We start from the raw sequence: 13,300 nt of genomic DNA on the forward strand, positions 1-13,300 counted from the left end.
CATTTATTCTGTCCTTAAACTTTTTACGGGGTTTGCAAGTGCGGCTTTAATCGCCTGAAAACTCACCGTTACCAAAGCAATCCCCAGAGCAGAAACCCCAGCCAAAGCAAAAACCCACCATTCTATATCAATGCGATAGGCAAAATCCTGAAGCCATTTGTGCATCCCGTACCAGGCAATGGGAGAGGCTATCAAGAAAGCTATCCCTACGAGAATTATAAATTCTTTAGAAAGCAAATTGACAATTCCCGGAACGCTTGCGCCAATTATTTTCCGGATGCCAATTTCGCGCCTGCGCTGTATCGTGCTGTAGGCCGCCAAACCCAAAAGTCCCAGACAAGAAATAAAAATAGCGAGTGCGGCAAAATTGAGAAAAAGGTTGCCAAAGCGTTCTTCGGCGCGGTATTGTCTGTCAAAGAATTCATCAAGAAAATCGTAGTCAAAAGGCTCGGCAGGAACAAAGGATTGCCAAGTTTCCTTAATGGCCGAAACGGTCTTGGAAATATCCTGAGGGCTTATTTTGATGGCGATCAAGCTGGTCTCCCTTGGATCTAAGCGCATTGTCAGCGGCTTGATTTCTTGCTGCAGAGTTCTAAAATGAAAATTCTTTACGACCCCAATGATCTGCCCCTCTCGCCCCCATTGTTTAAAACGTGCGCCAATGGCATCCTGGGGTTTTGCATATCCCAAAAGTTGAACGGTCTTTTCATTGACGACCATCGCTTGCGTGGAATCTGTCGCAAAATCACGTGAAAATGGGCGTCCAGCAACCATTTTTAAACCAAATTCCGGGATGTAATCTTCATTGACGAAATAGAGATCCAAATTGGCTACCTGTAAGTCACCGTTTTTATTTTCGATTTCAGAATATGCCGCGCTATTTCCCGCTCCGGGCACACTAGAGCCCAAGGCTATGGATTTCACCCCGGGAAGGGCAGCAAACGCTTCTGTCAGTGCTTTTTGAGAATCATCTATATTGCTTTGCAGCACAAGCGTTTGCTCCTTGCTAAAACCAAGATCCTGATTGTGCATAAACTGCATTTGATTATATATGATAATCGTGCCAATAATGAGTGCAATAGAAATGGAAAATTGGGCAACAACAAGTCCTTTTCGTAAGAACCCCCCTTTATTTCCTGTAGAAAACCGACCTTTTAAAACAGTTTTAGGTTTAAAAGAGGAAAGAACGATTGCTGGATAAATACCTGCCAATACGCCTATACTCACCGAAATGAGAAAAAGATAGCCGATGTTTCCCTGGTTTGAAAAAACACCCGCGCTCACGGTCTTCCCCGCAAGGGTATTGAAATAAGGAAGAGCAATTGCCGTAAGCACGGTGGCCAACACAAACGCAATCAGGCAAAGGATAACCGATTCTCCGATAAACTGAAGCGCCAGTTGATTTTTACCCGCACCCACGACCTTGCGAATGCCTACCTCTTTAGCCCGTTCTACCGAGCGGGCCGTAGAAAGGTTTATAAAATTGATACTTGCAATAAGGAGGATAAACAGGCCGATAATCGAAAATATATAAACATTGTTTATACTGCCGGTAATGTCACCACCTCGTTCTGATCTTAAATAAACTTCCTGAAAAGGTTCTAATAATAAAGTGACGAACATTTTTTGATTCCTCATCCTATCCCCTGTCCTTCTTTCTAAAAAATCGGAAAATTTAGCTTGCAGTGCCTCAGGGCTTGTTCCTGTTGCGGTAAGGACATAGACGGATGGACCATAATTTCCCCATTCTGCATCATAATTGTTCGGAGGTTGGGTAAGGGTAATCATGGATAAAAGCAAATCTGCCTGAATATGGGAATTCTCGGGGATATTCTTCATTATTCCTGTCACTTCTGCGGCAACTCCGTCCTCCTGAATTTTTAAGGTTTTTCCTATTGGATCTTCCTCACCAAAATACTTTTTGGCCGTACGCTCAGAAAGAACAAGGCTGTTGGGTCTATTTAGAACTTTATCGGGATTCCCTTTTAGCAACTCAAAATCAAAAATTTTAAAAAAAGTAGAATCTACTGCTGCTACCCGTGGTTCTACAAATTTGATATTTCCCAACTGTACGGGAAGTTCAGCAGTAAGGAAACGAGTTGCTGCTATAATTTCTGGAAATTCCTGTTGTAAGTTGGGCGCTACTGGCCATGCTGCCATATTGGCCTCAATTTTTTCCGAAGGTGTTTTTATATCGGCCACCACACGATAAATACTATCACCTCTGGAGTGCGTTTTATCATAGCTAAGTTCAAATCCCACATAGAGCAGAATCAAAAAACCAGCCGCCATCCCGATCGCCAGACCACTGATATTTAAAGCGGAAAACCCGCGATGCCGCCAAAGGTTCCGAAATGCGATTTTAAAATAATTCCTGATCATGAGTGTTCGTTTTTTGATTGATGATGTAATGTTTGTCAGGTTTTAACACAAGGACTAGCTAGTGATTTCCTGATTAAAGGCTAGAGGACTTTTATAATCCGCCAAGATATTCTCCGTCACCTTCTGCCCATCCAACATCCTGATAATGCGATGACTATATTTAGCGTCGTGTTCACTATGTGTTACCATGATGATGGTGGTACCAGCTTCATTTAATTCGGTCAATAAATCCATGACTTCATTGCCATTGGTACTGTCCAAATTTCCAGTAGGCTCATCCGCCAAAATAAGTTTGGGGTTGTTGATAACTGCACGGGCAACGGCTACACGCTGTTGCTGACCTCCAGATAATTGTTGCGGGAAATGCTTGCGCCGATGCATGATTTGCATCTTTTCTAGAACCGCATCTACCCTCACCTTGCGCTCAGCAGGTTTTACGCCGGTATAGATCAAGGGCAGTTCCACATTTTCGAAGACTGTAAGTTCATCAATAAGATTGAAACTTTGGAACACGAAGCCGATATTATGTTTACGCAATTCCGCACGCTTCCGTTCATTAAACCCAGCCACTTCTATCCCGTTGAACACAAAACTGCCACCATCGGGATCGTCCAATAAACCCAAAATATTCAGCAAGGTTGATTTTCCGCAGCCTGAAGGCCCCATTACAGCTACAAACTCTCCGTTCTTTACACTAAAAGACAATTTGTTTAGGGCAATTGTACGCACTTCCTCTGTGGCGTAGTACTTTTCAAGATCTGTTATTTTTATCATTGTTGTATTGGTTATCGTTGTTATTACTGTTTTGATTTTGAGTGGTATTAATTCTTCAACACCAGTTCCTGCACATCGCCATAATTATCATAGCTGCTGGTAATCACTTTATCGCCCGGTTGAAGTCCGCTCAGTACTTCATAATATTCTGTATTCTGGCTTCCCAAGCTAATATCGACTTTGTAAGCAGTGTCGCCATTTTCGCTTACCTTAAAGATCCAATTACCACCGGTTTGTTGAAAAAAGCCTCCTTTTGGCACCAATAATGCCTGTTTTTCTTCGCTGAGCGCAAGACGTATCTGTAAAGTCTGTCCACGACGAATACCCTCAGGAATGTCTTCTCCAAAGGCCATATCTACCTGAAACCTTCCACTTGTAACCTGTGTGTAAACCTTTTTTATGGTAAGCTTATAATTCTTTCCATTAATAATGAAACTACCTGTTTGCCCGTTATAGATTCGGGAAATATAATGCTCATCTATATCGGCACGCACCTTAAAACCACTGAGTACGTCTATCTGCCCCAAACGTTCACCTTTATTCTTGGATTGGCCAATTTCAGCATCTAAAGAGGTTAATTGGCCATCTACTGGTGCTTTTACCACAAGATCAGCCACTTTTCTGCGCATCAAATCGAGTGCATTTTGGGTTCGGGCATAACTGCTTTGTACCTGACCTTTTTCTTGTTTTACAGCAATAGAGTCCTGACTTAGTATTTGTTTGGAAAGTTGCATCCGTTCTTTTTGATAGTCATATTCATTTTGAGCCTTAATCAAGTCCTGTCTTCCAATGGCATTCTTTTCGTACAATTTGTTGTTGAGCTCATAAACTCTTTTGGCTTCAATTAAACCGCTTTCCACATCGGTATATTGGTTGAGTTTATTGATCGTATTTTGACGGGCTGCATTTTGTGAAATCTGCATTTGGGTTAAGAGATTATAAACTTGGGTTTCTTGATTGATCAGACTTAATTCCAGATCAGTGTTGGAAAGTCTCAAAATGGGCTCACCCTTTTTAAGAACTGTACCGTCTTCAACAAATTTCTCTTCTACGCGGCCTCCTTCCAAGGCATCCAAATAAATCGTGGTTATGGGCAGCACTATACCGTTTACGGGAATATTTTCTTGAAAAACGCCATTTTCAACCGTATTTATACTAATCCGTTCTTTTTCCACATTAAGTTTTGAACCTCCCAAAGAAGTGAAAATCACAAAAACAATTAATGTTACTAAAAGAGCAGCCCCTCCTATGAGTAGTAATTTTTGAGTTGTGAATCGTTTTTTTTTCAATTGGATATCCATATAGTGCGTTGTTTTTCAATAGGTATATACTGAATATGATGCCAAAAGTGTAATGTGTTGATTTTAAAGTAATTAAAATTTAAAGTGATTTTAAAAGTGTTCGATTTTGACACACTCCCTGTTCGATGGTGATACACATTTATTTATTCAGAATTATGAATTCAGAATTTTCATTTAAAAGCCTTGAATTTATTAATATTGTAGCTATGCTTCTCAACAACGCCAACATATTAATTATCGACGACGATGAGGATGTCCTCATTGCATTTCGACTTTTGCTGAAATCGAAAGTAAAAGCCGTGGTTACCAATAAAAATCCTAACACCATCCTAAGTCTGATGCAGGAACATTCGTTTGATTTGGTGGTCCTGGACATGAATTTTAATGGCTTGGTAAATACAGGCAACGAAGGGATTTTCTGGCTGAAAAAAATAAAAAAACAAAAGCCGGAGATTGACGTCATTTTAATCACAGCCTATGGCGACATTGATTTAGCCATTCGGTCACTTAAAGAAGGTGCATCCGATTTTATTGTTAAACCGTGGCAGAACGAGAAAATTCTGGAAACAATTAGGGAACATGTTGAAAAACATAAAAAAAAGCAGCCAAAACATCTCAATTTAAATACAGACACTAAGATCATTGGCGAAAGTGTTCCAATGCAGGACGTGTTCGTTAAACTTAAAAAAGTAGCACCAACAGATGCCAATATTCTTATTCTTGGTGAAAATGGAACAGGTAAGGATCTTATTGCCAAAGCAATTCATGACAATTCCCTTCGTAAGAACAAACCTTTTGTTAAAGTAGATGTAGGTTCTTTAACTGATACACTTTTTGAAAGTGAACTTTTTGGATACAAAAAAGGTGCCTTTACCGATGCTCGTGAAGACCGTAAGGGACGTTTCGAAATTGCCAATGGCGGTACTCTTTTTTTGGATGAAATAGGCAATATAACGTTGAGGCAACAGGCACGTTTATTATCAGTTTTACAGAACAGGCAAGTTACGCCATTGGGCGCCAACCAACCTACACCTATTGATATTCGTCTAATCTGCGCTACCAACGTATCTATAAGAGATTTGGCCGATGAAGAACGTTTTAGAAAGGATCTCATCTACCGCATTAACACGGTAGATATTTTGATTCCGCCCTTACGGGAACGCGGTACAGACATCACCTTGCTGGCTCATTATTTTTTGGATTATTATGCTAAAAAGTACGGAAAGCGGGCATTTAGCATGTCACTGGATTTTATTCAGAAACTAAAAAAACATCATTTTAGTGGCAACGTGCGAGAGTTGCAATATGTTTTGGAACGCGCCATAATTATGGCAGAACACCAACTATTAGATCCCGAAGATTTGACCTTTTCAGCCATTGAACAACCGCTATTCAAAACTTCCCAAAAAGAAACCAATCTGGATGCTCTAGAAAAGAACACCATACTTACGGTGATTGAAAATAATAACGGTAATATTTCTAAATCTGCCAAAGAATTAGGGATTACCCGTGCAGCCCTTTACCGCAGACTCCATAAATATGACCTATAAGAGCTACTTATTTTCGCTTACACTTCGGGTTTTAGGTTTGCTTGTAGCCTTAACACTCTTAGCTTATGGTATTGCTTGGCTAAATACATATGCGATAATTGGAGGCACCTTCGCCACCGTAATTGCCGTGTATAATCTTTATCAATTTGTGATAAAACGTTTTATGGAAGTGGACGATTTTTTCGAATCTGTAAAATACCGTGACTTTTCAAGATGGTTTGTAGAAACCAAAGGTCCGCAGGATATCCGTGAGCTCCACAAAGGTTTTAATCTTGTCAATAAAACCATTAAAGCGATAGATAGTGAACGACAGGCCCAGTTTGTATACCTCCAAAAAATATTGGAGATGGTCAATATAGGGATTATTGCTTATAATGTAGAAAGCGGCGATGTACTTTGGACCAACGATTCCTTTTTAAAGACGCTCGATTTCCCTTCCTTCAAAAACATCAGCTTTATTGAAAAAAGAAGACCAAAAATCTACGACGAATTATTTGACACCTACCACTCAAATACCGCTTCGGTTACTTTGGAGATGCGTCAGGAAACACTAAAAGTTCTTATTTCTGATACCGTTTTTGAAATGGCGGAACATTCGTTTAAGCTCATTGTACTTCAAAACATAGAAGAAACACTCAACAGAAATGAAAGTGAAGCTTGGAAAAAATTATTGAGCGTGATGACGCACGAAATCATGAACAGCATTGCACCTATTACATCCTTGGCTGAAACACTTCAAAAAAACATTCAGAGTTCATTAGAACAACCCCAAACATCGGAACTGGAATTGGAAGATATTAATGCGGGTCTCAATAGTATCAAAAAAAGAAGCGAAGGTTTGATGAAATTTGCAAAAACCTATCGCAGTCTGAACAAAGTGACCCATGTCAACAAAACGAAGGTCAAGGCTTCCAATCTGTTCAGTAGTATTGAAGAACTGTTGAAACCTTCCTTGGAGGATAAAAACGTTACACTTATTTTTGAGCTGAACGATCCTATTTTGACATTTGAAATTGATGCCTACCTCATCGAACAAGTGCTTATCAATCTTATTTTGAACGCGATTGATGCTACCAACATGGTTGCAAACCCAAAGATTTTTGTTTCTGCAAACATCAGTCATAAGGGAACTGGACAGATAAAAGTTACTGATAACGGTAGCGGCATCCCTGAAGAGATCATGGACAGTATTTTTGTGCCTTTTTTCAGCACTAAAAAGACCGGAAGTGGCATTGGGCTCAGTCTTTGTAAGCAGATCATGCTATTGCACGGTGGTAAAATTCAACTACAAAGCATGGAAAGCAAAGGAACAGTCGTGAGCTTGCTTTTTTAAATTTGATGCATATTATAGTTAAAATCTCGTCATATCATAAATATAAAGAGTTATTTACTAGGTCTATTTTTAAAACTACTTTCCTATAGGCAGTTAAGAATATAATTAACAATTGTCTTGCAGAGTGAAATCCCTACATATTGAATGAACGTTAGTTTGACAATGAGGACATTGGTATACACCAATATGGAGATGTTGAGTTAAACGTGCATATGGATGATAAAATCAACTTTTAGAAGCTTACTTCAATAAAATAAATTAGCGGATCAGGCAAGTATTTATAAATCATTGAACACAAAATCTCTTAACCACTGTATGAGGAACCCTGAATTACAGCTCATTATCATACGATTTTCGCATCAATTCCGCTTTACTATGAATCTCTAAAGTTTTGTAAATGTTATTAATATGTGTACGGACGGTGTCTACAGATACAAATAAATCATTAGCAATCATTTTATAACTTTTACCATCCACAATACCTGTAACAATTTCTTTCTGCCTTGGCGTTAGTAGATCGCTTTTATTATGTTTTGATGTAAAATGATTAGCAATTTTCCGTGCAATAGATGGTGACATATATGAACCTCCATTATGAACGACTTCTACAGCTTCAAGAATTTTTTTAAGTGGTGTTTTTTTTGATAGATACGAACATGCTCCTGCACACAAAGCCCTGTAGATACAATCATTATCTTCAAATGTAGTGAGCATAATAATATCTGCCTTTGGTAGCTCGTTTAACAGAAGTGGAATACCTTTAATCCCAGACATTCCCAATAAGTTAATGTCTAGGAGAATTATATCTGGTACTTTTATTAATAATTTAATGTCGTCTAAAAAACGTTCAACGGAAGCCGAAATCTGCAAACATTCTATATGAGATTGAGCACTAAAGAAGTCATTCAGACTTTCCTGAACTAATTCATCATCTTCAATAATTGCCAAGGTAATCGTTTTCATTATTAGGGCTTTAAAAGGCCTATCACTATTTCAATGCGAAAAAATGAAAACCTTCTTTAGTAAAGTTATAACTTTATAATAGGTGTGCAATCACATTAAGATGTGGTTTTACTAAAAAACTAAAGCACTCAACAAAGAATAAATTGTAATATCGAGCTTTACTAAAATGAAAATACATTTACATTGAAGGTAGCCAAGCAGAGCTTAACAAAATGCTATTTGAAATAAGGTTTCTAAGCTCTTATACTTACTTTATAAGACAACTATTTTCAAAATATGTGTTGAAATCGTTAATGTTTAAAATGACATTTAAACACACCGTCGTCAATTTTATTATGTCGTAAACCTTAAACTTACCATAAAATTCATTTGGTATTACATATAGAAAGGCAAATGAAGATACACACCAAAGCCGTTTTCCTGTTTAAACTTTAAGCTGCCTTTTAATTTTTCGGCACGTAATACCATGTTAGATAACCCTAACCCTGTAGATTTGTATGAGGCTTTTTTACTGCCATTATCTTTAATCATAAAATCACAGCCTTTAGAACTATTGGTAATGGAAATACTCACATTGGTAGCATCTGAATGACGTACAATATTGGTAAGCGCTTCTTTATAGATTAAGAAAATATTCTGTTTGGTTGATGCAAGTAACTTTTTATTTGGGCTTTTAATATTTGAACTATCAATATGAAACGAAATATCTTTTGGTAGTAACAGTTCTTCGGCCAACTCGTGCATCCGCTCAATTAAATCTCTAATTGTTTCGCGCCTGCTGTCGATACTCCAAACCAGATCTCGCATTTGTGAAATGGCATTTCTGCTAATGCCCGCTATTTTTCGAAGCTTAAATTTATCGGCTTCACTCGCGTTAATTTCCATCAATTCAGTTTGCATGGCGAGACCAGATAGCAACGACCCTACATCATCATGTAAATCGCTAGAAATTTTGGTACGTAAGCGTTCCATTGCCAAAGCTTGTTGAAACCGATATCTAAATAGTGCAAACATTAAGCCTATAATTAACAGTAAGACCAAGCCAATAAACCACCACTTTTTATAGAATATTTGCCGCACTTCAATAGGAATTGCTAATATGGATGCGCTATCGTTCCCTCTAGAATCTTTACCTTTTACTTTTAGTGTATAGTCTCCTGCAGGCAATTGGCTGTAACGAACGGAAGCGTTAGTCCCTTGATAAAACCAATGGTCTTCAAAACCTTCAAGTTCTGTACTGTAGGTGTTTTTTTATTATGAAAATAGCTTGGCATTGTCCAGTTGATTTCAAAATATTGGTCGTAAGGCGATACTTGAAAGGTCTCTAATTCTACTTGACTGTAATCAGTATTAAATCTCGTTTTATCCTTACTATTATAACCAGACACGCCTAAAAGCTGTAGTTTTGGCGGTACAGATTGTTGTAAGACTTCACTGGGTTTAAATTGGTTAAGCCCATTCATACCACCAAACTAAACCACTATGGACTAAAGTGCCATAGGTTTTTAAATCTGACTAAAGTCAGCAGTACGTGATTACTCAAGTATGAAAGCGTCTGTGTCGTTATCTGATTTTCTGTGATGCTCCAAATATTCGTTCACCATTTTGTCAGTAATATTTCCAGTACTCCAACATCCAAACCCGATGGCCCAGAAATGACGACCCCAATAGCGCTTGTTCAACTTTGGAAACTCTTGCTGCAACCTTCTTGAGCTCCTTCCCTTCAACTTTTTAACAAGACTGCTTATATCTTAGGAAGGACGATATTCTATGTGCATGTGAACGTGGTCACCACTTACAACGCCCTTCAAAATATTCACGCCCTCGGCATCACAAACCTGTATCAAAAGCTTCCGGCACTTCTTTTGGATATCACCAATGAGAACTGGATATCGATATTTGGTACTCCAAACTATATGTGCGGTCAATCTAGAAACTGTATGACCATTCACCCTTTGATCTGACATATAATAAAGGTAGGTTTTTTTAGAAGCTAAAGCGAGATGCACTAAAGTGCATAGTTTTAACTATTTTTGAGACCAATAAAAATTATCATGGCTATCCTTAAAAAAGGATGCATAATTAAATTCATTATGTGACAAACCATCTTCTTTATAAAAATTTTGGAATTTATTGGTGGTTTTATTAAACAATGCCAACCCGTTATAAGTACTAATCCATAATTTATTATTACCATCTAGTAAAATACCCACAACATTATCATCTGGTAAACCGCTTGATTTTTTATAATTTGTAAAGGTTTTTCCATCTGCAGAAACATGGCTTAAACCGCCACCATAAGATCCAATCCACAAACTACCATCAAGGTCTTCCTTAAGACATAGAATATGTTGTTTACCAAGTTCGGGTAGTGTATTAGTGTTATAAGATTTTAAAATATTTCCATTAAGGTCTATTTTAAGAATACCATTGTTTTTTGCCCCAATCCAAACACGATTATTATCCTTACTCTCTTCAAAATACTGAAGGTCCGCAATATTGGATTCCGTTGAAATATTTTTGAAAACAAGATGGCTTTCTTCAGTTTTAGGATTAAACACAGTAAGCAATTTTAAAGTATATCCAAATAATAAGCGTTCATCCTTTAATTTCAATAAAGCGTTTGGCCCGTAGATTTTGTTAGTATCACGAAATTGATCGTAAATTTTAGTCAATCCTGTTTTCAAATCTATTTCACAAATTCCGCTTCCTATAGCATAGGCCTTTGTTTTATTATTATTGGTAACCAAAAAGCCAGCGTCATACATTAATGATAACGGTTTTCCCGATGTGGTCTTTAAAAGTAAGGAATCGATTTGACCACTTTTAGACCTGAACCAAAGCTGGTGCTTACTTTCGCAGAGAGAAAAGATACGACCATCCGCACCTTCAAAAATACCACGCATAGAATTTCCCCAACCGTCTTTTTTCGATTTAAAAACAGTAGTAAATATCTCTTTTTCAGTTCTTATTTTAAACAATCCATTGTTGGTAGCCACCCAAAGCAATCTATTTTTGTCTACATAAAGATTGCTTATATTAGTATAATCTAATTTAGACTTGAGTAATGCGGTATAATCGCTGAAATTTCCCTTTAAATCCATACGATATAAGGTGTTATCACCAGCAAACCAAATAGATTTCTCTTGATCCTCAATGGCGCGCCTAATACTATTATTTACATTTAAAATACGCTTGGCGTCTATGGGTTTTGCACTATATATTTCTACACCTCCTCTTGAGGGCGGAAAATAATAATGTGTATTATTGCTGTCAAAAAATTGAGGTACATAATGGATTATATCGCCATTCCAGTCATAGGTATCTAATTGGTGCGTTTCTAATAATTCGCCTTTAAGCGTGTATTTATAAGTCCCACTTGTAGTTGTCCACCACAAAAACCCCTTAGCGTCTGCTGTTAAATTATTAAAACCTCGCTTGAACCTATCTACAGTGACCATCACTTTAAAACTGCCATTTACAAACTTTTGAAGATATTGTTTGGCTGTTCCTTTTCTCACCTGCCAAAAATCATCGGTTACAACCCAAACAGCAGTATCTGGAGCTTTTAAAATATCCAATACTTGACCCTTTAAATTATGGCTCTCGTTATAAGTTATGACAGTATCTGTGGACAATTGAAGTTGAAATAATTTATCGTTGGCCAAAAACCAGACGGAATTATCGAGATTGTTATAAAGGATGTTGGACTTTATAAAATCTTCTTCAATAAAAAATGGATTGTTTGGATCGTTGGTATAAGCTTTAAAATCATTGCCATTGTAACGGTTTAGCCCTTGGTTAGTACCAAACCACATGAACCCATTGTTATCTTGTACGATATTGGAAACATCCCTGAACAATAGGCCATCTTCTGTAGTGAGGATATCTATTTGCGATGGGTTTTGAGAATAGATACTGTAGCATATAAAGATAAAACCCATTTGCAGAACAAAAGCGGACAGTGTTTTCAAGAATTTCAAAGTAACGGTTATGATTAGTAGCTAACACTCAAATATACAAAAAGTTATGAGCCAAAACCACATTAATATGTGATTGACAAGCCGTTAATATTTATGTAGTTTAGTAACGTATTTTAAATATTAATAGAGCTATAAATTAAAACACAAACCATTATGAAAATTTTAAAAACAAGTGTCATTATATTACTTCTAATTATGGCACAAACGGCTTTTGCTCAAGACAAGAGTTACAAAGAAACCGTAGTTGAAAACCCAACTGCTGAAGAAGATATAAAGGTAGTGGCTGATTATCTCGATGCGTTATTAAAAAACAAAATGGACATAGCTGCTGGTTTACTTGCAGATACTTATGTAGGAGCTGGTCCTGCACACCAAGAAACTGAAACTAAGGCAACGTCTATTGAAAGCTGGAAAGCAATTCACAAAGCGCGTACAGGTCAAAAAAACGACTACGTTAGAAACAGCTTTAGAGTTATTGATGGCGATCTAAAAGGTGATTGGGTATCTGTTTGGGGCACCTATACGTTTACACAAAATAATATTACGGTGAATTTGCCTTATCAGTTTACTGCCATGGTTGATAACGGAAAGATTAGCAAATCATTTATATACTATGATAGAATGGCGATTAATACTGCAATGGGTTACGAGTTAATTGCTAAAAAGAAGTAAGCAATCAATCATTAAGAGGCAATACTAAAATACTTTTTTAATTTTTTGTATTGTCTTTTGACTTTAAATAGATAATGCACTTTTACTATAATTTACAAATGGTTGCACAGGATTTACCTTTGTACAGGTTAAAGATATTTTCTGACGCGTTGACATTTTCCTATGTGTTGATGAAACTAAAGTAAAACAAACGGTATTGTCAGATCAAGAAAAATAGTAAAAGCAAAGAAACTGATGTAACTTCAGATACAAACACTTGTATTTCAGTAATTTGAATAAAAAATATTCAAAATGGATACGGAGGATAAAATAATGTACAACAGTAAAAATCACACCTTCTTA

9 protein-coding genes and 2 pseudogenes are annotated in these 13,300 nt (G+C 37.2%); 3 read left to right on the forward strand and 8 right to left on the reverse strand.

Annotation, left to right across the window (positions count from 1 at the left end):
- Window positions 1-3: 3 nt before the first annotated feature.
- Genes JEM65_RS04155 through JEM65_RS04165 form a run of 3 tightly spaced genes read right to left on the reverse strand, consistent with a single transcriptional unit; the run spans window position 4 to window position 4,457 of the window.
- Window positions 4-2,382 carry an ABC transporter permease gene (locus tag JEM65_RS04155; protein WP_199597369.1) on the reverse strand — a complete coding sequence of 793 codons (2,379 nt, stop codon included), beginning with the start codon at window positions 2,380-2,382 and terminating at the stop codon, window positions 4-6.
- A 54-nt stretch (window positions 2,383-2,436) separates the two neighbouring features.
- Window positions 2,437-3,156: an ABC transporter ATP-binding protein gene (locus JEM65_RS04160; protein WP_199597371.1), complete on the reverse strand. Its 720-nt coding sequence runs from the start codon at window positions 3,154-3,156 to the stop codon at window positions 2,437-2,439.
- Window positions 3,157-3,203: 47 nt separating this feature from the next.
- The gene (locus JEM65_RS04165) at window positions 3,204-4,457 is read right to left on the reverse strand and encodes an efflux RND transporter periplasmic adaptor subunit (protein WP_199597373.1); all 1,254 of its coding nucleotides are present in this window, start codon (window positions 4,455-4,457) and stop codon (window positions 3,204-3,206) included.
- Between the two features lie 206 nt (window positions 4,458-4,663).
- On the opposite strand from JEM65_RS04165, the gene JEM65_RS04170 reads away from it, so the two are divergent.
- Complete coding sequence (locus JEM65_RS04170; protein ID WP_199597383.1) at window positions 4,664-6,007, forward strand: sigma-54-dependent transcriptional regulator; 1,344 nt, start codon at window positions 4,664-4,666, stop codon at window positions 6,005-6,007.
- The gene (locus tag JEM65_RS04175) at window positions 5,997-7,340 is read left to right on the forward strand and encodes a sensor histidine kinase (RefSeq protein ID WP_199597375.1); all 1,344 of its coding nucleotides are present in this window, start codon (window positions 5,997-5,999) and stop codon (window positions 7,338-7,340) included. The genes JEM65_RS04170 and JEM65_RS04175 overlap by 11 nt, the downstream gene beginning before the upstream one ends.
- 330 nt (window positions 7,341-7,670) lie before the next feature.
- Here the strand turns inward: JEM65_RS04175 and JEM65_RS04180 are convergent, their stop codons facing one another.
- The 5 genes and pseudogenes from JEM65_RS04180 to JEM65_RS04195 form a co-directional block, all read right to left on the reverse strand.
- Window positions 7,671-8,303, reverse strand: a complete 633-nt coding sequence (locus JEM65_RS04180) for a response regulator (protein ID WP_199597377.1) — start codon at window positions 8,301-8,303, stop codon at window positions 7,671-7,673.
- A 375-nt stretch (window positions 8,304-8,678) separates the two neighbouring features.
- Window positions 8,679-9,317 carry a sensor histidine kinase gene (locus tag JEM65_RS22315; RefSeq protein WP_306465075.1) on the reverse strand — a complete coding sequence of 213 codons (639 nt, stop codon included), beginning with the start codon at window positions 9,315-9,317 and terminating at the stop codon, window positions 8,679-8,681.
- Window positions 9,318-9,440: 123 nt separating this feature from the next.
- A pseudogene (locus tag JEM65_RS22320) lies at window positions 9,441-9,494 on the reverse strand (hypothetical protein); the annotation flags it as partial.
- 344 nt (window positions 9,495-9,838) lie between these two features.
- Window positions 9,839-10,270, reverse strand: a pseudogene (gene tnpA / locus JEM65_RS04190) (IS200/IS605 family transposase).
- A gap of 60 nt (window positions 10,271-10,330) precedes the next feature.
- Entirely contained in the window at window positions 10,331-12,277 is a 1,947-nt protein-coding gene (locus JEM65_RS04195) for a ligand-binding sensor domain-containing protein (RefSeq protein ID WP_199597379.1), read from the reverse strand.
- Between the two features lie 162 nt (window positions 12,278-12,439).
- On the opposite strand from JEM65_RS04195, the gene JEM65_RS04200 reads away from it, so the two are divergent.
- Window positions 12,440-12,958, forward strand: coding sequence for a hypothetical protein (locus JEM65_RS04200; RefSeq protein ID WP_199597381.1), 519 nt, complete (start codon window positions 12,440-12,442; stop codon window positions 12,956-12,958).
- Window positions 12,959-13,300 lie beyond the last annotated feature (342 nt).

The organism is Gelidibacter salicanalis (genome assembly GCF_016469035.1).
GTDB lineage: Bacteria > Bacteroidota > Bacteroidia > Flavobacteriales > Flavobacteriaceae > Gelidibacter > Gelidibacter salicanalis_A.